Annotated in this window: 18 protein-coding genes; 11 read left to right on the forward strand and 7 right to left on the reverse strand. The window is 43.7% G+C overall.

Features of this window, described 5'->3' with window-relative positions; translation table 11 throughout:
* Nucleotide 1: 1 nt before the first annotated feature.
* On the reverse strand, nt 2-997 hold the full coding sequence (gene arnC, locus SSED_RS04760) for an undecaprenyl-phosphate 4-deoxy-4-formamido-L-arabinose transferase (RefSeq protein ID WP_012141272.1): 996 nt from the start codon (nt 995-997) through the stop codon (nt 2-4).
* On the reverse strand, nt 997-2,163 hold the full coding sequence (arnB, locus tag SSED_RS04765) for a UDP-4-amino-4-deoxy-L-arabinose aminotransferase (protein WP_012141273.1): 1,167 nt from the start codon (nt 2,161-2,163) through the stop codon (nt 997-999). The genes arnC and arnB overlap by 1 nt, the downstream gene beginning before the upstream one ends.
* Before the next feature lie 815 nt (nt 2,164-2,978).
* Between arnB and SSED_RS04770 the strand changes: the two genes are divergently transcribed.
* Both SSED_RS04770 and SSED_RS04775 read left to right on the forward strand, forming a co-directional pair.
* Nucleotides 2,979-3,449, forward strand: a complete 471-nt coding sequence (locus tag SSED_RS04770; protein WP_012141274.1) for a WbuC family cupin fold metalloprotein — start codon at nt 2,979-2,981, stop codon at nt 3,447-3,449.
* Between the two features lie 128 nt (nt 3,450-3,577).
* Nucleotides 3,578-3,952, forward strand: coding sequence for a YacL family protein (locus SSED_RS04775; RefSeq protein WP_012141275.1), 375 nt, complete (start codon nt 3,578-3,580; stop codon nt 3,950-3,952).
* Between the two features lie 61 nt (nt 3,953-4,013).
* Here the strand turns inward: SSED_RS04775 and SSED_RS04780 are convergent, their stop codons facing one another.
* Together SSED_RS04780 and narQ are read right to left on the reverse strand one after the other, a co-directional pair.
* The gene (locus SSED_RS04780) at nt 4,014-4,643 is read right to left on the reverse strand and encodes a response regulator (protein WP_012141276.1); all 630 of its coding nucleotides are present in this window, start codon (nt 4,641-4,643) and stop codon (nt 4,014-4,016) included.
* Nucleotides 4,644-4,731: 88 nt separating this feature from the next.
* On the reverse strand, nt 4,732-6,435 hold the full coding sequence (gene narQ / locus SSED_RS04785; protein WP_012141277.1) for a nitrate/nitrite two-component system sensor histidine kinase NarQ: 1,704 nt from the start codon (nt 6,433-6,435) through the stop codon (nt 4,732-4,734).
* 245 nt (nt 6,436-6,680) lie between these two features.
* On the opposite strand from narQ, the gene nrfA reads away from it, so the two are divergent.
* Nucleotides 6,681-8,081, forward strand: a complete 1,401-nt coding sequence (nrfA, locus tag SSED_RS04790) for an ammonia-forming nitrite reductase cytochrome c552 subunit (protein ID WP_012141278.1) — start codon at nt 6,681-6,683, stop codon at nt 8,079-8,081.
* A gap of 183 nt (nt 8,082-8,264) precedes the next feature.
* Here the strand turns inward: nrfA and SSED_RS04795 are convergent, their stop codons facing one another.
* Nucleotides 8,265-8,807: a hydrolase gene (locus SSED_RS04795; RefSeq protein WP_012141279.1), complete on the reverse strand. Its 543-nt coding sequence runs from the start codon at nt 8,805-8,807 to the stop codon at nt 8,265-8,267.
* A gap of 273 nt (nt 8,808-9,080) precedes the next feature.
* Here SSED_RS04795 and SSED_RS04800 point away from each other — a divergent pair, with 273 nt between their 5' ends.
* The 5 genes from SSED_RS04800 to aroG all read left to right on the forward strand — a co-directional run bounded on the left by SSED_RS04800 (nt 9,081) and on the right by aroG (nt 14,202).
* Nucleotides 9,081-9,419 carry a P-II family nitrogen regulator gene (locus tag SSED_RS04800; protein WP_012141280.1) on the forward strand — a complete coding sequence of 113 codons (339 nt, stop codon included), beginning with the start codon at nt 9,081-9,083 and terminating at the stop codon, nt 9,417-9,419.
* A gap of 12 nt (nt 9,420-9,431) precedes the next feature.
* A complete protein-coding gene (locus tag SSED_RS04805) occupies nt 9,432-10,682 on the forward strand; it encodes an ammonium transporter AmtB (protein ID WP_012141281.1) in 1,251 nt (416 codons plus the stop codon).
* 117 nt (nt 10,683-10,799) lie between these two features.
* A complete protein-coding gene (locus SSED_RS04810; RefSeq protein WP_012141282.1) occupies nt 10,800-11,156 on the forward strand; it encodes a hypothetical protein in 357 nt (118 codons plus the stop codon).
* A 123-nt stretch (nt 11,157-11,279) separates the two neighbouring features.
* Nucleotides 11,280-12,446 carry a tetratricopeptide repeat protein gene (locus tag SSED_RS04815; RefSeq protein WP_012141283.1) on the forward strand — a complete coding sequence of 389 codons (1,167 nt, stop codon included), beginning with the start codon at nt 11,280-11,282 and terminating at the stop codon, nt 12,444-12,446.
* Between the two features lie 697 nt (nt 12,447-13,143).
* Nucleotides 13,144-14,202, forward strand: a complete 1,059-nt coding sequence (aroG, locus tag SSED_RS04820; RefSeq protein ID WP_012141284.1) for a 3-deoxy-7-phosphoheptulonate synthase AroG — start codon at nt 13,144-13,146, stop codon at nt 14,200-14,202.
* Nucleotides 14,203-14,339: 137 nt separating this feature from the next.
* On the opposite strand, the gene SSED_RS24430 is transcribed toward aroG, so the two are convergent.
* Complete coding sequence (locus SSED_RS24430; protein ID WP_012141285.1) at nt 14,340-14,516, reverse strand: hypothetical protein; 177 nt, start codon at nt 14,514-14,516, stop codon at nt 14,340-14,342.
* A 376-nt stretch (nt 14,517-14,892) separates the two neighbouring features.
* Here SSED_RS24430 and SSED_RS04825 point away from each other — a divergent pair, with 376 nt between their 5' ends.
* Both SSED_RS04825 and SSED_RS04830 read left to right on the forward strand, forming a co-directional pair.
* Nucleotides 14,893-16,665 (forward strand): ABCB family ABC transporter ATP-binding protein/permease, encoded by a 1,773-nt coding sequence (locus tag SSED_RS04825; protein ID WP_012141286.1) that lies wholly within the window; start codon nt 14,893-14,895, stop codon nt 16,663-16,665.
* A 159-nt stretch (nt 16,666-16,824) separates the two neighbouring features.
* Nucleotides 16,825-17,088: a hypothetical protein gene (locus SSED_RS04830; protein ID WP_012141287.1), complete on the forward strand. Its 264-nt coding sequence runs from the start codon at nt 16,825-16,827 to the stop codon at nt 17,086-17,088.
* A 537-nt stretch (nt 17,089-17,625) separates the two neighbouring features.
* On the opposite strand, the gene SSED_RS04840 is transcribed toward SSED_RS04830, so the two are convergent.
* Entirely contained in the window at nt 17,626-18,171 is a 546-nt protein-coding gene (locus tag SSED_RS04840) for a histidine phosphatase family protein (RefSeq protein ID WP_012141288.1), read from the reverse strand.
* Between the two features lie 141 nt (nt 18,172-18,312).
* Between SSED_RS04840 and SSED_RS04845 the strand changes: the two genes are divergently transcribed.
* Nucleotides 18,313-18,897 carry a DUF5610 domain-containing protein gene (locus tag SSED_RS04845; RefSeq protein ID WP_012141289.1) on the forward strand — a complete coding sequence of 195 codons (585 nt, stop codon included), beginning with the start codon at nt 18,313-18,315 and terminating at the stop codon, nt 18,895-18,897.
* The last annotated feature ends 9 nt before the right edge of the window (nt 18,898-18,906 follow it).

Genomic DNA, 18,906 nt, shown 5'->3' on the forward strand with positions numbered 1-18,906 from the left:
ATTAATTGTTTTTGTTCTCGTCAGATATACGAGCGCCTTTTGTGGCTTCGCCTACCAATATGTCTTGTACGTAGTATCTGGGCCTTGCACGAACATCGGAATAGATTCGGCCTATGTATTCACCCAGTAATCCCAGGCCGACAAACTGTGCACCGATAAAGATGAACAATATTGAAAAGAGTGGGAACACACCATCTACCCCCCATTCTGCGCCGTAAATCAATCGTAATAAGATCAAAAACAGGCCAAATAGAATACCGAAAGATGCAATGCCGCCACCCACGATGCTCAACATACGCAGTGGGGCTGTTGTCATGCTGGTCAGCAGATCAAACATGAGATTAATCAAATTCATAAAGCCATACTTTGACTCACCCTGGGATCTTTCACTGTGATGCACATCGATCTCTGCTGTGTGGCGCGCGAAGCCGTTAGCTAGAATAGGGATAAAGGTACTTCTCTCATGGCATTCGAGCATTGCCTTGACGACATGACGTCGATAGGCTCGTAACATACAACCATAGTCATTCATCTCAACGCCGGTCGAACGTTTAACCAGCTTATTGATAAGCTTTGAAGGGTAACGTCGTAGTGCACTATCTTGGCGATGACGTCTGACCGTACCGACAGAATCGTAACCCTCTTCGGCTTTAGCGACTAAGTTAGGGATCTCTTCAGGTGGATTTTGAAGATCGGCATCTAAGGTGATGATGAGGTCGCCGCGAACATGTTCGAACCCTGCCATGATGGCGTTATGTTGACCATAGTTACGGTTTAAGATGATCCCTACTACATGGCTGTCAGGCTCTGCAGCTGCGGCTTCAATGATATTGGCGCTATTGTCACGGCTACCATCATCTATGAGCACTAATTCATAATGCTTTCCCATACTATCTGCCGCGGCAAGGGTACGGCTGAGGAGTTCGGGTAAACTCGCTTCTTCGTTATAAACAGGTATTACGATTGAGACGAAGTCGATATTTTGATTGTGCTTCATTATTTATTTCCAACAATTTCAGAGATCGCAGCGACGACGCGTTCAACATCGCTAAAGTTCATGTCTGGGAACAGAGGTAAAGAGCAGATCTGCTCACTATTATGTTCGGTGTTCGTTAATGATTTAGTTATTTCACCAAACTTTGCAGTGTAATTTTCTCGATAATATTTCTGAGTGTGGCAGGCTTTAAAGTGGATCCCCGCACCGATGTTGCACTCTTTCAAGCGTGCAATGAGCTGGTCTCGATTGAGTCCGCAGATAAGAGGATCGACTCGAATTATCATCAAGTGCCAGCAGTGACGGTGCTCATAGGAGGGGATGCTTAAAGGCGTTATGCCACCGACTGCTGTTAACAAATCGCGGTAGTGCAGAGCGAGTTCGGTGCGTTTTTGGGTGATCTCACCGATGCGCTTCATCTGTCCTAATGCAAGTACGGCGCAGATATCAGGCATGTTGTACTTATAGCCGGGTTCGATGACCTCAGCCTGCGGGGCTCGCCCCTGAGTCTCTCGGTCAAAGGCATCGACACCCAGACCATGAAACTTAAGACGACGAATACGCGCCGCGAGTTCGGCGTCTTGGGTGGTAAAGATACCGCCCTCTGCTGTGGTCACATTTTTGATGGCGTGCAAGGAAAAGAGGCAGGTTCCTGTCTTGCCAATCGGGTGCCCCTTGTACTCACAACCTAAGGCATGGGCAGCATCTTCGATAACGGGGATCTTATAGCGCTCACCTAAGTCATAGATGGCATCGAGATCAAGAGATGCACCGGCATAATGTACCGGAATAATTAGCTTGGTGCGTTCGGTGATCAGAGGTTCAATCAGGGCCACATCTGTCATCAGGTTATCGGCATCGACGTCGACAAACACCGGCTTAGCCCCCAAAAGCGTGATCATATTGACTGTGGATACCCAAGTCATCGAGGGGGTGATGACTTCATCACCCGGGCCGATACCTAGTACCAGTAGAACTAAATGCATGCCAGCGGTCGCGCTACTTAAGGATACGGCATGCTGGGCGCCGGTGTGTCTTAAGATCGACTCTTCGAGCTCAGCGCTCTTCGGGCCGGTAGTGATCCAACCCGAGCGTAAAACATCGGCCACAGCACTGATATCCTGTTCGTCGATAGCTGGACGGCACAGGGGTAAAAATTCATTACTCATAAACAACCTATAACACTGAAGAGACGCTCCGATAAGAAGTCGTCAATAGCTAATTCACTTAGTTGCTATTTGCAGCTAAAACATTTCTTTAATAACGACTTTAAGGACTTGCACTGTTCAATTGAAACAACAGCCTAAGCCTAAATATTGAGCTAATCAAGAGAGAAGCTAATATAAGGTGAACTCATTTATTACAGCCAGGGCAAGTCATTCATCTCTGATAGAGGTACTCAAATTTAAACTTTCAATGTATAGATTGAAAAAGGTGTAATTAGTTTCATTTTCATGAACTCAATTGTTATTCATCTTTGCTTATAACATCGGTGAAAGTGTCTTTTTACCTGCCTTGTTTAATCATTGTTTGAACGAAACCAAAGTTAAGTTCCATCTGTTATAAACACAAGCCTTAAATAATTCAGCATGTTCCAGATCACCCTTTCAGGCTTGTGTGTTGACAGGTTTAAGCTCACGCCGTGTTTTTTGAGTTGCGCCTATGTTTTTATTTTGTTTGCTTAGGTCTTCTTTTGTGAGCTTTTGTAACTTAAGTAACGGCCGTTTTTGTTGTGATAAATTATTTTTTACTTATTAAACAGGCGGTAAAAGTGTTTTGATTCCTGTTTTGTTATTGTGGTTGGATACAGTTTTCGAATAAATTGCATCTTGTAAGTCGATTCCGATAATTTTTCAGGCTTACTCTTGTATGTTGTCATCAACACTCTAGAATCTTATCTCTGACTCCCTATTACCCTGAACATTAACCCGAGAGCTGTATGCAAGTTTATGTTCAACAGAGCAAATCAGAAAAGGTCATCAAGATGACGAAAATAATCACACAAGCCGATCTTGAACAGATCAAAGTGAATGCCGCAAATGCTCCACGAAAAAGAGCGAATTTAAATCTTCATGACAGCCTGGATGCGAACGTTCAGCGCCTGTTTATCGCCACAGAACCGGAGACCTATATCCGTCCTCATCGTCATAGCGAGAGCCATAAATGGGAGATGTTTCTTGTTCTTGAAGGGGAGATCGATCTGTTAATATTTAATGACAATGGCGAGTTGACCTTGCGCACAAAGATGAGCCCGACCGACACTCGTGTGGCGGAGATCCCTTCAAATACCTGGCACACCTACGTTGTTCAAAAGCCCGGAACCTTAGCCATTGAAGTCAAAGAGGGTGGATATGAACCCACACCTGAAAAAGACTTTGCTTCCTGGTCTCCTGCCGAGAACACAGCTCAAGCCCCCGCCTTCCTGGAAAAGTTACGACACCTTAAGCCAGCTTAGCTGTGACTCAGGATCATAGGCGATGGTTTTCAATTATGATGGTCAATCAGCTTAATTTGTGCAGTTATGGCACATCTCACTGCGCATTGGGTTAGAATTAGATTAGATAAGTTTTCAGGTTTAAGATTATGGAATATGAATTTCGGCGCAATACCTTAACGGGAACCGTGCTTGCCACTTTTAGTATGGATCATGAGGCGTTGGGCTTTTGGTTTGCAGAGGAACTCGGTGAAGATACTGATAAATACGTCGAAATTTGTCAGGTAATAGCACAGCTGCAGTCTAGTCGCCTTCCTCAATGGAGATGGGTTGGCAAAGCGTTATCGATAGAACTCGACGGTGAGCAAGCCAGAGTATTTGCCAATGAACTCGAAAATGGTGAAGAGCTTGAGTTCGAGGAATCACTGTCACTCTATGATGGCGAATCGGAAGCATTTTGTGGCTTAGAGGATTTTTATGACGTCTTGGTGAAATGGCGAGAGTTTTTAGACGAGACTCGTTAATAATCGGATGTAATAAAAAAGGCAGCCACTGGCTGCCTTTTTTATATAAATCAATAGCATGTTATTGATTTAAGTATCTTACCGCCATCTCAGTTCTAGATTTCGCATTGGCTTTTCTCAGCAGGTTCTTTACATGAACCTTTACCGTTCCTTCGCTAATGTGCAGTAGCTCTGAGATCACTCGATTACTCTTCCCTTCGGCTACCTGCTGTAAAATCTGCAGCTCTCTTGGAGTCAGGTTATTCAGCCACTCCTCCTCTTCGGCAGCATCTTTTAACTCATAAAGAAAATCTTCGACCGATTCGCTGATCACCCTGTGGCCCTGCATCGCATTCTTAAGCTTTTCCAGTAACAGATCCGGCTCAGTATCCTTTAACAGATAGCCATCGGCTCCAGCCCTTACCAAACGGATAACATCTTGTTTTGCATCGGATACAGTTAGAATGACAATGCGTGATGTCACGCCCTCTTGGCGTAAACCATTGAGTGTATCGAGACCCGTCATGCCTTTCATATTAAGATCTAAGAGGACAATATCGGGTTCATTTTCTTCGGTGGCAGAAAGCGCGTCTAAACCACTACCAGCCTCACCAAAGAGGGTAAAATCTGAATCAGAGGTGATTAGTTGGCATATCCCACGGCGTAACAGTGGGTGATCATCGACAACGAGAACGGAATATGGCTTACCCATTTTATATACTTCCTCCTGCTGAGGTGTGAACATCAGAGTCGTTATTAGTCTTATAAATCCAAAGCAAAGCTTTGATTGTATTTTTCATCTAAGATGGTTCCTGCTGAGGTGGGAAGGTGAGCGTGACCGTTGTTCCCCCCTCAGGGTTACTGCTGAACTCTACTATACCCGATAAGCGGCTGGCGCGCTCATGCATAATGCCTATTCCAAAATGTTGGTCCCTCTCTCTTAACTGTTCGATACCCACCCCGTCATCGCTGATACTGATTGTGACATCGGTCGGTGAGCTCAGAAAGCAACGGATATGAATATGTTTTGCATCGGCATGCTTGATAGCGTTAAGAGTGGCCTCGCGTGTTAGTTGCAGTACATGAATATGTTGATGTGCGCCCAACAGCTGAAGGGGCAATTTGTAGTCGAGTGAAATATTTACATCAGATTGGCTACGCAATTGCTCCAGCATAGCTTCGATAGCATGACTTAAATTTGGATCTTTGATGGTCAATCTGAATGTAGACAGTAGCTCTCTGAGCTGCACATAGGCGGTATTCACTCCTTCGTTTATCTCAGATAACTGCTGCTCAACTTGAGGGCTTCTGCAGGCACTGTCTAACCCCTTAGATAACAGGTTTACCTGAATCTTAAGAAATGAAAGTAGTTGGCCTAACGAATCATGCAGCTCCCTTGCAATCACCCCACGCTCCTCCATTAAGGCAAGCTGTTGTTTCTGCTCCCCCGCGCTGTAGATCACTATGGATCGCGCGAGCATGATGGCAAAGTTCTCAAACAGAGGATGGTTTGGCTGTTGAGTGGAGATGACCTCCAGATAGCCAAGTTCATTGTCTTCGAATTTCAGGGGGAAATTGAGTTGGTTTGACGCCGCGAGTGGCCAACCGCCATCGGCTTCAATGACCTGCTTCTCTTCTTCGTCCTGACAGATGACTAAGCGCAAAAAAGAGTGGGGTTCATGGGCCCTTAATTGATTCAACGCTTGTTTTAAGGTGTCAATATCGAGTGTGCCCGAGTGCAGCATGACCAGGTTATCGTAAAGCAGGGTGAGCTCGTCATTGGCACGTGTTAGCGCATGTGTTTTCTCTTTTACCTGTGATTCAAGATCTTTATACAGGGTCGAAAGCTCTTTGGCGGTGCTCTCTAAGGCATTACTCAGTGCGCTAAGTTCAACATAGTCGGTTGGTGGCATCTTTATGTCGAAGTTACCTTTAGAGATAGTGTTTGCCGACTCCATCAGTTTATGGAGAGGAGTCACGACTTTTTTCTTGGTAAAACGAACAGCCAGAAAAGCGATAAACAGCATTAAACCGAGCCCAAAAATCTGACTGGCTGCCAGGAGTTTTATTTTGAATGCGGCGTGGTGCTCCATCTCCAGAACCAAGAGATCTATGGTATCGACGAAATCCTTCAGCGCCGCCGCATAGAGACGCGAGTTTTCCTGTTGGATATAATATTTCATCACTTTCCACTTTTCGATAACCAGCAGGTATTGATCGGTGGATTCTTTCGAGCTGTACCAGGCTTGTGAACGCTTGAGCGCATCTGAGTAGAGGGTGTTTTCAAACTCCTCAATTTTCTCATCCGCCTCATCACTGCCTGAATTGGCGTAGAACATCAGGCGATAGCTTTGCATACGCAAAGAGCCTGAGGCGTTGATGGCTTTCGCATCTCCGAGACTATACGACAAATTGATTATGGAAAATGTTGCTAACCCGCTCGATAAGAGAATTAAAGTTAACATTAAACCTAAAATAGTCGATGTTAAGCTGCCTTTTTTCATTATATAAAAACTCACTAAATTAGTGTTGTTATGCTACTTTTTATGAGAGATCTAAATTAGTTAACTCTTGAGCTTGTTAACAAATACGTAAAAGTGTGAGCAACACCACATTTACATTTTGATCTACCGCATACTTTGCAACGGATACCCCCTTAGGGGTATATTTAAATTGTCATTAAGGGACTAACTTTGGCCTTGGAGATGATGTGGTTTTTAAGACTACTATAAAATAACACGGAGATGAGATGGTGAGAAATTTAACTAAAAAATCCTTTGCATTAAGTGCATTGGTCGCTGCGAGCTTAATGGCTTCTGGTGTGATGGCAAGCGATAAGACTGAGCCACGTAATGAAGAATATAAAGATAAGTTTTCTAAGCAATATAACAGCTGGCATGATACTGCAGAAAGTAAAGAAGTTGTTGATATGCTTGAAGAAGTGCCTAGCCTAGTCGTGTTGTGGGCAGGTTATGGCTTCGCCAAAGATTATAATGCTCCACGTGGTCACATGTATGCAGTGACTGACGTACGTAACACATTACGTACCGGCGCACCTAAGGCTGCTACAGATGGTCCAATGCCAATGGCATGTTGGTCTTGTAAGAGCCCTGATGTACCGCGTGTTATCGAAGAGCAAGGTGAAGATGGTTACTTCACTGGTAAGTGGTATAAAGGCGGCGCTGAAATCGTTAACACTATCGGTTGTGGCGATTGTCATGAAAAAGGTAAGTCTAAGTTACGTGTCTCTCGTCCATTCGCCGAGCGCGCATTTGAAACACTAGACACTCCATTTGCTAAGGCGTCTAAGAAAGACAAGCAGTCAATGGTTTGTGCTCAGTGTCACGTAGAGTACTACTTCGAGAAGACTAAAGATAAGAAAGGTTTCGTTAAGTTCCCTTGGGATCAGGGCGTTACTGTTGAAGCGATGGAAACTTACTACGATAACCTTGAGTTTAAAGACTGGACTCATAAGGTATCTAAGACGCCTATGCTAAAAGCACAGCATCCTGGTTATGAAACTTGGAAGCTGGGTGTACACGGTCAGAACAACGTAAGCTGTACTGATTGTCACATGCCTAAAGTTAAGAATGATAAAGGTCGTAAGTATACCGATCATAAAGTGGGTAACCCATTCGATCGTTTCGAAGAGACCTGTGGTACTTGTCATGAGCAGAGCAAAGAGTTCATGGTTAACCTAACTAAAGAGCGTAAAGTTAAAGTTGCTGACCTGAAAGCACGTGCTGAAACTCAGTTAGTTAAAGCTCACTTCGAAGCGAAAGCTGCTTGGGATGCCGGTGCAACTGAAGCTGAAATGAAGCCTATTCTGACTGATATCCGTCATTCACAGTGGCGCTGGGATTATGCGACAGCCTCTCATGGTGTTGCTGCTCACGCTCCTGATGAAGCGCTACGTGTATTAGGTACTTCAGTAGATAAAGCGGCCGATGCTCGCATCAAGCTAGCTCAACTACTTGCTGTTAAAGGTGTTAAGCAACCAATTGCTTACCCTGATACTTCTACCAAGGCTAAAGCACAAGCTGCCCTAGGTATGGATATGAAGAAGATGAACGCTGACAAGGCTGACTTCAAGAAGAATACTCTTCCTAAGTGGGAAGCCGAAGCTAAGAAGCGTGAAGCGACTTACTAAGCGAGTTTGCTCTGTATAGAGCAATTGAAAGACCTGCATAGCAAAAGCCCTCGTCATACGACGAGGGCTTTTTTATTGGTATTATCCTGAGATATGTCGTTCGAACTCTTTTACTGACGGTCAAAAATAATACCCGGATTAGCTACGCCTGATTCTTTGACTCCTAAGCAGTATGCTAAGACGCTATTTGATTAATCTCAGTAGCTGTTTAAACCTCTCCCCAACAGCTTCATGTTGTAGCTCAAATAGCAGTGACTCCATATTGGTGATATGAGCTCCTCTCGTTTGCATCATCTCAATGCCTATCTGTTTGTTCTCGGCGGTTCTGGATGACAATGCGTCTATCACTAAGTGAACACCAAAATCGTTATCAAGCAAATCTCTGCAGGTTTGATAGACACAAACATGGGTTTCAATGCCGACTAATATGATCTGCTTGCGATTCAAGTTCATCAACTTTGCTCTGAACTCCTGGCTGTTCCAGCCGCTGAAATGCTGCTTGCTGATGGGATGGGAAGTTTCGATCAGCTGTTCATACAGTATTGGACTGGTCTTGCCTAATTTATCCGGAAGCTGCTCCAGCCATAAGGTCGGAATATCGAAGAGCCTTAACCCCTGAATGAGCTTGAGTACCGTTTGGTGTAACGGCTCACTTCTCTCCATGACGTTTGCCAGCGTTCCCTGAATATCGACGACAACGAATACACACTCTTCAGGTTTTAACATAGGGGGTCCCTCCAAATTAACGATGAATTCATCATAGCTTCTACGGCGCACAGTCCAATTGTCTTTTGGTCTAACAAGCATGTAATTTTTACTGCGCTAACTTTGTGCGCCTGCTGAATAAACGCACTTGTTTGGTGCATAAAAAACCATAGAAAGGTCATGGGGTTTAGGTAACACATTAAAAGTTATAGTTTTGTTAACTTGGCCTGATGATTGAATTAGTCATCTGTAGAAGTGCGTAGAAACTAAGAATAATTTTATTTTGGAGGTCGTATGAAACTGGTCAGTGCAATCATTAAACCATTCAAGTTGGATGATGTCCGCGAAGCCATCGCGGGGGTAGGGATTGAAGGAATGACGGTAACAGAGGTTAAAGGTTTCGGTCGCCAGAAGGGACATACTGAGCTGTATAGAGGTGCCGAATATCAGGTGGACTTTCTGCCAAAAGTTAAACTTGATATAGCGACTAAAGCTGAAAATCTCGAGTTGTTAATTGAGTCCATTATCAATGCCGCACGTACCGGAAAAATTGGAGATGGCAAAATTTTTGTCACCGATCTTGAGCAGGTTATCCGTATTCGTACGGGTGAGTCTGATAGCGAAGCACTTTAGAGGAGAAACGTGATGGAAGATTTAGTCAAACTAGGTGTGACGGTTTCAGAATTACGATTTGCGTTAGATACTTTTTACTTTTTAATTTCTGGTGCTTTAGTGATGTGGATGGCGGCTGGGTTTGCCATGCTTGAGGCTGGCCTTGTCAGGTCTAAAAACACGACCGAGATCTTAACTAAGAACGTCTGCCTCTACTCCATCGCCTGCGTGATGTATCTGATAGTCGGGTATAACATCATGTATGTAGATAATGGCGAAGGCGGCTGGTTACCATCTATCAGTACCTTAATTGGAATTCAGGCGAGTGATGCCGACCATGCTCTGGAGTCGGATTTCTTCTTTCAAGTTGTCTTCGTCGCCACGGCGATGTCAATCGTGTCTGGTGCAGTTGCCGAGCGTATGAAGCTCTGGGCATTCTTGGCTTTTTCCGTCGTAATGACGGGTTTTATCTATCCGGTAGAAGGTTATTGGACCTGGGGAGGAGGCTTTCTCTCTGAAGCTGGATTTGTCGATTTTGCCGGTAGTGGTATCGTGCATATGGCTGGTGCGGCTGCAGCCATTGCCGGTGTACTCCTACTGGGTGCACGTAAAGGTAAATACAGTGCTAACGGTCAGGTGAATCCTATTCCGGGTTCAAACTTACCCATGGCGACATTAGGCATGTTTATTCTATGGATGGGCTGGTTCGGTTTCAATGGTGGCTCGCAATTGCTGTTATCAGACGCTGAGAACGCAACGGCTGTCGCTAAGATATTCCTGAATACTAATTCTGCAGCGGCATTCGGGGCGGTATCTGCGTTAGTCGTATGTAAGGTGGTTTGGGGAAAGGCTGATCTGACCATGATACTAAACGGCGCGTTAGCCGGACTGGTTGCTATTACGGCGGACCCATTGTCACCTTCTATCGCCTTTGCCGGCGTCATAGGCCTTGCTGCTGGTGGTCTGGTTATCTTCTCTATTGTGGCGTTAGATAGGGTTAAAATTGATGATCCGGTGGGCGCTATTTCAGTTCACGGCGTTGCAGGTTTCTTCGGTTTGATCTTGGTTCCTTTCTCAAATGCTGATGCCACGATTCTGGGGCAACTTTATGGCGCAGGTGTTATTTTTGCCTGGGTATTTGCGGCCTCATTTGCAGCCTGGTATCTGTTAAAGCTGACTATGGGGATCCGCGTTAGCGAAGAGGAGGAGTATAAGGGAATGGATGCCTCAGATTGTGGTATCGACGCTTATCCTGAATTTGTTTCGGTGAAAAGCGCACGCTAAATACAGACTCTTGGTGGCTGAAAACAGGGCTTATACCGATTGGTATAAACCCTGTTTTTTTGTATGATGAACAAAGTGGGTGCTTTTCGTACTGGTTCGGAATCAGGAGCAAAGGGTATGTTTGATCTTTTAAGGCAGAAGCAAGTGATGCTTATCTTAGCCGTGGCAGTGGTGGCTGGCGTTTCTGTGCCCATTGAGGCGGGGCAGGTCGTGGTACGAAAATCGAGTGAGCCTTTCGATGCTTTCGCGGTAAGAGATCAGGTATTGCGTGAGGATGAATGGCGCCAAGCACTGAGGATGCAGCAGCAAATTAACATCCTGCAGTCACTGCCTATAGGCTGCATACCTATGGTGCGTCCCTATGCCTACTACTCCTGTGGTGGCAATTTCTTCAGGCCCTATCAGTATCAGAATAAAGAACTCTATATTCAGATCGATCCGCTTGACTCTGAATCACCGTCATTGAACAAGTGATAAGTCTTATTTATAGTGAAAAAGATGAGCCTGTTAACGTTTTGTAACCTTTCACAGTTGCTTGTTCTTTGCTCAATGTCATAAGCTGGAGCTAGGGTATTGAAGTTTCTAAGTTGGATTCCAATGGAAAAATTCCTTTCAGTCATCAGCCTGCTTTTCTTGCTCGTCCTCCAGGGATGTAGTGCCACTTCCGAACGTACTTCAGTCAATAATATTGAAGCGTATTTTTATGATGACCATTTTGAAGATGCCGCATCTCTGCCTCATCCAGATGATCTGTTCTCGTTGCCATCTGAAGCGACAAATGAGCTAAGGCGTGAGATGTCACGGGATAAAGTACAACGTTCGAAGAGTGTGATGGCTAATGAGTGGCTGGCTAAGTATATTAATGCCGAAGAGGGGGCCTTTCAATATCGTGACAATATGACAAGAGTTCCCAGTGAAACTTTTAATGAACGAGCGGGTAACTGCTTATCTTTGGTGTTATTGACTTCAGCCTTGGCCGATGTGCTTAAAGTCGAAGTTGAATTTCAAGAGGTTGAGGTACCACCCGTATGGGATAAGCAGGGGGATTTTTATCTTGTTAACGGTCACATTAATCTGAGATTACTTCCTCCTCGAAATAGCGATACCGTGCATGTGATGAAGCGGGCTATTCAGGTTGATTTCTTACCCGAGCGGGCCGTACGGGGCTATGGTAAGAAAAAAATCAGTAAGCAGACTGTGATTGCTATGTTTTATAACAACGTGGCCGCAGAGTCTCTGGTTATGGGAGACTATGATAAGGCCTATGGCTTGTTAAAAATGGGCTTGCAGCAGAAACCTGATTTCGTACCGGCACTGAACACTTTGGCTGTGCTTTATCGGTATAAAGGTTTAGAGCAGGAGGCTGAAACTCTCTATAAACTCGCATTAGATGTGAATGCTAACGATATGAACGCCTTGTATAATTATGCGGTGATGCTTGGGGACCAAGGTAGGTTGGAGGAGTGGGCATTAGTTCACAAAAGGCTGGAGCTGGAACGAATTGGAAACCCCTATTATTACTATGACATGGCTCAGCAGGCCTATTTTGATAAAGAGTATCAAGACGCGTTGCTCTGGTATAAACGTGCGGTGGCTAAGGCTGATTACCGACATGAATTCTATTTCGGATTATCTCGGGCTTACTGGAAAACCGGTGACGAACGACGAGCGCAGAAGAATATGGAGAAGGCCTTGAGTCTCACTCATGATGAGAATAATAAACTACGTTATCAGTCAAAGTTACACGCGATGAAGAGCCATTAGTTTAATTTTGATAAATACTGCCTCTATTTTTAACTGTCTGTGGCCAGAAATGACCACAGTATTACATACCCCAATATACGACCTTTTTACTTAGCCGCTAAAACTCATCTTTAGTTTACATGCTGTGGTTTATACCAATCAGTATAAGAAAGTGATCTACTCAGAGTTATTTTTGGCAAACTAATTCAAGGCGAATAAATGATGCAATGGTGATCCCTTGTGAAGTTATTCAACGAGGAAGTAGGCAGCCAAAAACACTCCTGAAAGGCGAGTTTTAGCGCTTCTGATGCTGTGTTAACGAGCTTAAACGTAGAACAACTATGCTCTTCACTCGCAGCCTTGCCTCAGAAGCGCTAAACTCTCGCTGAGCGATCACATCTTTATACTTATTGGTATTACATGAGATTTCGGAAATCCACCTTAGTGCATCTTCAGGTAACTAGGTGGTTTGCAGGTTTTTGAAACTTAGTTGCTCGATGGTTATCTTATGCAACAAAATAACGACTGCCAGGAATGTAACTTTGAATATATAATTAGAAAACCAAAAAAATATAACCTTAATTATTAGGCTGTTACCAAGTAATTTTGTTGGTTATAGATATCTTGATTGCATTGTGAACTAATACTGGATAAATTGAACTTAGTAGCGCTGTTGAGAGACCCTTGTTTAAACGTTAGCCGGAGTAGATGAATTACTATGTATTACCAAAATGATGATGTTCGAATTAATAAGATTAAAGAGTTGTTGCCACCCGTCGCGATCCTTGAGCGATTTCCGGTGACAGAGAACGCATCGGCTACGGTTTTTAATGCGCGAGAGAGCATACATCAGATCTTGAGAAAAAAGGATGATCGCCTTTTAGTTGTAGTTGGCCCATGTTCTATTCATGATCCTAAAGCCGCTCTGGAGTATGGTCAGAAACTCGTTAAATTGCGTGAACAATATAAAGACCAACTAGAGATCGTTATGCGAGTTTATTTTGAAAAACCGCGTACTACAGTTGGCTGGAAGGGGCTGATCAATGACCCTTACATGGATAGTAGCTTCAAGTTAAACGACGGCCTAAGAACTGCTCGTAAATTACTTCTGGATCTCAATGATATCGGTATTCCTACTGCCGGTGAGTTTCTCGATATGATCACGCCTCAATATGTCGCAGACCTGATGTGTTGGGGAGCGATTGGTGCAAGAACTACCGAGTCTCAGGTTCACCGTGAGCTGGCTTCAGGATTATCTTGTCCGGTCGGATTTAAGAATGGCACTGACGGCACAATTAAAGTCGCCATAGATGCCATCGGTGCTGCGAGTGCGCCGCATCATTTCCTCTCGGTGACTAAGTATGGGCACTCTGCGATTGTTGAGACAAAGGGGAATCCTGATTGCCATATCATACTCCGTGGTGGTAAAGAGCCTAATTATAGTGCCGAACATGTTGCTGAGATCAGTAGTCAGTTAGATAAGGCTGGCTTAGAGCTCAATGTGATGATCGACTTTAGTCATGCAAATAGCTCGAAGCAATTTAAGCGTCAGGTGTTGGTTGGCGAAGATGTTGCGTCTCAGCTAGGAAGTGGTAACCATAGTGTTTTTGGTGTCATGATTGAAAGTAACTTAATTGAAGGTCGACAGGATTATATCGAAGGTCAGCCACTGTGTTATGGTCAGAGTATTACCGATGCATGTATTGGTTGGGATGATACTGAAAGTATCATGGCAACCCTCTCACAGAACGTGAAGGTTCGCAGGTCGTCGAAGTAAGTGGAAGCATGATTAACGAGTAAAAAAAGGAGGCTGATGCCTCCTTTTTAGTCAAAAAATTCTCATTTCACATAAAAAAATGTATTATTAGTTGGTTATGGACCTGAATTGTCTATAGTTTTAGTCGGATGAGTCTATTAATCCTGATTGTGATTAACCAGATATTCATTGGCTTTTGCAAGGCTGCCAAACGAAGCAATAAGGTTATTTTGACCTTTTTGTTGAATATCACTATCACCTGATTGGGTCATCATCCATATCCAAGTTTGGATGAGAGGCAGTGGTGGATATTGAGATTTTGATGAATCCAGCATGTATGTTTCCTTTAAATAGCTAATTAAGGGTGAGATTGGCTTCCCTTACCTTATTCGCCCGAATGATTTCTATACCTAAACGGTTTGATGAAGGAGTCGGTATCAATATGCGACTCAGGTATAGATCAAAAGAGTATCAAATTCTTTTCTTATGTATAACAAGATTTGCTTTCATCTGGCATATTTACAAATAAAAAAGCGTTTACTAGTTCTTTTGTATGTTTGAAAATGATTTTTTGTCAGTCTAAAGTGCTACTTTTTCTATTGCGAGGTTTATCTTCGTCGTTATTTTTACCGGGTGTTCTTTGGTTTAATACCAATCGGCATAACAAGAGTTATCACCTGGCAATGCCACTCTTTAATAAATGGAACTTTCATGCGCCCTTCTCTCTATTTTGATGGCCCTATCGATAAACTGAATTGGAAAGTCCTTAAGTTGCTCTGGCCGTATCTTTTCGAGTTCAAATCGCGAGTGGGCTTAGCCATGCTGTGCTTGATTATTGCCAAAATCGCCAGCGTTACTCTGCCATTTGTATTGAAGTCATTGGTCGACACTTTAAGTTCGGCATCGACTGAGCAGATGATAAGCGTGCCGATAGCCCTTGTTATCGCTTATGGTTCATTACGATTACTGAATACCTTGATCTCTGAGGTGAGGGATACGCTGTTTGGCAGAGTAACCGAGCGTGCAATTAGGCGGTTAGGGCTGTCCGTTTTTGAACATCTGCATCGATTAGATCTAGAGTTTCACCTAGAGCGAAGGACCGGTGGCTTATCCAGAGATATAGAGAGAGGCACCAGTGGCATTAATTTTTTGATGCGATTTATGGTGTTCAATATCGTGCCAACAATTCTGGAGATAGCCTTGGTTGTTGGGATCCTGTTTTATAATTATGGTATAGCATTCGCTGCGATAACGTTAGCTTCGGTGGCGGCATATGGACTATTTTCCATTTTTGCGACCGAGTGGAGAACGGAGTTTGTTCGTGAAGCCGCCAGGGCTGATTCTCGATCCAACTCTCGTGCGATCGATAGCCTTCTTAATTATGAAACAGTAAAATATTTTAATAATGAAACCTATGAAGCTAATCGCTACGACTGTGCATTAGCCGACTGGGAAGATGCAAAGCGAAAAAACCGCCTGTCTCTTTTTGCACTAAATGCCGGACAAGCGTTAATCATCTCTGTTGCTATGACGTTAATGTTAGCTCTCGCAGCTTACCATGTTGTTGAAAATACGATGACTATAGGTGATTTTGTATTGGTTAATGCGTTTATGATGCAACTTTTTATACCACTTAATTTCTTAGGTTTTGTCTATCGCGAAATCCGGGGGGCACTGGCTAATATTGAGAGAATGTTTGGCCTGTTGGATCGCGTACCTCTTATCGAGGATAAAGCCGATGCTAAAGATATTAAGCTTTCGCGTGGAGAACTGAAGTTTGACAAGGTGAGTTTTAGTTACGATACCAGGCCTATTTTGAATAGTGTTAGCTTTACAGTCTTGCCAGGGCAGAAGATTGCAATCGTGGGTGATAGTGGCGCAGGTAAGTCGACCATAGTTAAACTACTCTTTCGTTTTTATGAGGTGTCATCGGGGAGTATTTCTCTGGACGGCGTAAAAATTGATGAATTAACCCAGGACGCGTTACGACAAGCTATTGCTATTGTGCCTCAAGACACGGTTTTATTTAATGACTCCCTGTTAGAAAATGTTCGCTATGGTAGACCCGATGCGAGTGATGAGGAGATCGCGGCAGCGGTTAAGATGGCTCACCTTTCTCATTTTATTGAGGCTCTGCCCGATGGGTGGCATACAAAGGTGGGGGAAAGAGGCTTAAAGTTATCCGGTGGAGAGAAACAGCGAGTCGCTATTGCCAGAGCCATACTCAAGGGCTCCCCTCTGCTGGTATTTGATGAGGCAACGTCTTCTCTGGATAGCCATTCTGAACAGGCGATATTGAATGCCTTGAAAGAGGTGGCAAAAGGCCATACCAGTTTGGTTATCGCGCACCGTCTGTCTACCATTGTCGATGCAGATCAAATTGTGGTGTTGAGTAAAGGCAAGGTTGTTGAAACAGGTGATCACCTATCTCTGTTAGCCAATAATGGTTTGTATGCGAGACTGTGGAATATTCAAAATCAATGAGTTCAACAATGCGCCTTAAATTGAAACATCTGAGAGGCTCTGAATTGAGCACTCTTCAATGCGGATTGGTATAAGTCGCCTAATAGTTCAGCATAGGTTCAGCTTACGTTTGTATACTCATAAGTATTAACCAATAACGACTATGGCGAGATAATAGCGATGAAGAATATTCCTTTACAAGTCAACATTGAAGGTCAGGCGAGCAGCGTAGACACGGATTGGTTAGCCATTATGGCAACCCTGAAGAAACGTGGTTTACAGCAGGATGAACTGATGGGGGTATACCTCGAATTAACATCCGGAATGAGAGTCACGACACGCGGTCTCAGCTTAGCTAAAATCAATCCTAATCTGGAATTGCACGGTATCATTCGTGAAACAAAGTTTTCGGCAAACGATTATGCCAGTATGATGAGGGCGTAAACCCTATTCATTGCTAAGCCTGATGAGGTTTTAGTCCAGACGTTATTGTTGTGCTGATGTCGGTATAGACGTTAGCACTCAGATTTTTTGTAAAGTACCTGTATTTTAGTTGGCTATTTAGATCGCCAACCATCGCAAGAAAAGTGTAATTTAGCCGGCTCTTCGTCTAACCGATGAAGCCTGATTATCTTTCCATGTCTGAAGCAAACCGTTTCTCCTTCGATAACAGTTAGACGCTCGCAGTTTTGACAACTTAGAGAGCGCTTCTTTGTTGATGGTATCTGGCTCACAAATCCTAAACCCAATTCAAACTCCTCCATGTGCTTTCTCCTAACTGAATTCGTCAGTTACCCGCATCAGTGGATTCTGAAGCATAAAGCTCAAAACGTCTAGCATGGATTTACATTTTATTTATTGATCTAACTCCTGTTTGGTTGCTTTTATTTGTTGGTGCTATTAATTGAATCTTATTTGTACTCTTACGCTTAAGATAGGTGCCTCAAGCCATGTTTGGTTCAAATTCGCTTTCGCAGGCATTCATCTTTGTTGGCCATAAGAAGTATGTGATAACTCCACTTTATTCGTTTCTGACACCGAAAGAATGTACATATTGGAATATTCATCCTCATCGATAGAATCGATTTCCGGTCCGCCCAGAGCAGAGATAATTAATGGGAGCGTATTTGAATGAGCCGCAACCAATACGTTACCCTTTCGGGCCTGAATTTTTTTTACGGTTGCGTCTATATGTGCCGTTATCCCGGCATTTATATCAATAATCATCACAGGTAAATTCCTCTGTTCACTCATTGGGTGAAGCGTTTCCTGCGTGCGTTTATATGGCGTGGCGATTAAGCCACTGAGCTGTGTCTTCTTCAGAGTGGAAAGTAAAGATTTTGCCCTTAACTCGCCTTTTGGGCTAAGACTCGGATCTTTGGAGGTCGATGCTGATTTCTCTGCATGTCTGACTAAAACGATAATTTTAATAGCCGTTGGCGATATAGAGTCTTGAATTTCTTCAGCGTATAAGCCTTTAGGGATCAGTGTAATAAGGCCGAGGCACAGAATTAACAGTCTCATCATGTTGCTCTTTTTGGGAGAGGGTTGCTTGTAACAGTAGCTAATCGCAGCTTAATAAAACAGAAATTATTATGATTAAACACTAAAGCAGATTAAAAAGTAGCCGATAATAGTTAAGTGGAAATATCTTTTTGAGAGGCTGTAATGGAAATTCGTAATCATGGCGCAGAGGTGTCACAAGTAGCTCGCAATAAAACTGAGTCAGCTGAGAATCATGGTAAAACCGTGTCTGAAGTTGCCAAAAACAAAACAGCTTACTCGACAAGTAAACAACTGATGAACACGGCAATAATTTCGGCTCAACAGGAAGTCAATCTAAGTTCCAGTGACGAACCTATGATGTTGTTATATCGTGCGGCCATCGAAGCCATTAATGAAGAGTTAGCGCCCACTATGGGAGAGAATGCGCTTCAGAATGCTTATGACAGTGGTGTTGATACATCTCCGGAAGCGACGGCAGATAGAATTGTCGGTTTCGCGACTCAATTCTTTACTCTTCATCAGGAACAAAACTCCAATATGGATTTCGATGAACAGCTCAATTCGTTTATGGATATTATCGGCGGGGCAATCGATCAGGGGTTCAGTGAAGCCAAAGATATTCTGACGAGTCTGCAAGTTCTGGAGGGAGATATCGAGTCCGGTGTTGAACAAACTTACTCCTTGGTTCAAGAGGGGTTGGCAACATTTAGAGACAGTTTTACCAGTGGTGACGAAACCCAAATATAACCTTGTGAA

Origin of the sequence: Shewanella sediminis HAW-EB3 (assembly GCF_000018025.1) — a bacterium.
GTDB lineage: Bacteria > Pseudomonadota > Gammaproteobacteria > Enterobacterales > Shewanellaceae > Shewanella > Shewanella sediminis.

What these genes read in the sequence shown, in the direction of transcription:
- SSED_RS04815 (WP_012141283.1), top strand. Translation starts at nt 11,280, where the DNA reads ATGGAAAAATTCCTTTCAGTCATCAGCCTGCTTTTCTTGCTCGTCCTC.
- SSED_RS04810 (WP_012141282.1), top strand. Translation starts at nt 10,800, where the DNA reads ATGTTTGATCTTTTAAGGCAGAAGCAAGTGATGCTTATCTTAGCCGTG.
- SSED_RS04770 (WP_012141274.1), top strand. Translation starts at nt 2,979, where the DNA reads ATGACGAAAATAATCACACAAGCCGATCTTGAACAGATCAAAGTGAAT.
- aroG (WP_012141284.1), top strand. Translation starts at nt 13,144, where the DNA reads ATGTATTACCAAAATGATGATGTTCGAATTAATAAGATTAAAGAGTTG.
- SSED_RS04830 (WP_012141287.1), top strand. Translation starts at nt 16,825, where the DNA reads ATGAAGAATATTCCTTTACAAGTCAACATTGAAGGTCAGGCGAGCAGC.
- arnC (WP_012141272.1), bottom strand. Translation starts at nt 997, where the DNA reads ATGAAGCACAATCAAAATATCGACTTCGTCTCAATCGTAATACCTGTT.
- SSED_RS04800 (WP_012141280.1), top strand. Translation starts at nt 9,081, where the DNA reads ATGAAACTGGTCAGTGCAATCATTAAACCATTCAAGTTGGATGATGTC.
- SSED_RS04845 (WP_012141289.1), top strand. Translation starts at nt 18,313, where the DNA reads ATGGAAATTCGTAATCATGGCGCAGAGGTGTCACAAGTAGCTCGCAAT.
- SSED_RS04805 (WP_012141281.1), top strand. Translation starts at nt 9,432, where the DNA reads ATGGAAGATTTAGTCAAACTAGGTGTGACGGTTTCAGAATTACGATTT.
- SSED_RS04840 (WP_012141288.1), bottom strand. Translation starts at nt 18,171, where the DNA reads ATGATGAGACTGTTAATTCTGTGCCTCGGCCTTATTACACTGATCCCT.
- SSED_RS24430 (WP_012141285.1), bottom strand. Translation starts at nt 14,516, where the DNA reads ATGCTGGATTCATCAAAATCTCAATATCCACCACTGCCTCTCATCCAA.
- SSED_RS04795 (WP_012141279.1), bottom strand. Translation starts at nt 8,807, where the DNA reads ATGTTAAAACCTGAAGAGTGTGTATTCGTTGTCGTCGATATTCAGGGA.
- nrfA (WP_012141278.1), top strand. Translation starts at nt 6,681, where the DNA reads ATGGTGAGAAATTTAACTAAAAAATCCTTTGCATTAAGTGCATTGGTC.
- arnB (WP_012141273.1), bottom strand. Translation starts at nt 2,163, where the DNA reads ATGAGTAATGAATTTTTACCCCTGTGCCGTCCAGCTATCGACGAACAG.
- SSED_RS04775 (WP_012141275.1), top strand. Translation starts at nt 3,578, where the DNA reads ATGGAATATGAATTTCGGCGCAATACCTTAACGGGAACCGTGCTTGCC.
- SSED_RS04825 (WP_012141286.1), top strand. Translation starts at nt 14,893, where the DNA reads ATGCGCCCTTCTCTCTATTTTGATGGCCCTATCGATAAACTGAATTGG.
- narQ (WP_012141277.1), bottom strand. Translation starts at nt 6,435, where the DNA reads ATGAAAAAAGGCAGCTTAACATCGACTATTTTAGGTTTAATGTTAACT.
- SSED_RS04780 (WP_012141276.1), bottom strand. Translation starts at nt 4,643, where the DNA reads ATGGGTAAGCCATATTCCGTTCTCGTTGTCGATGATCACCCACTGTTA.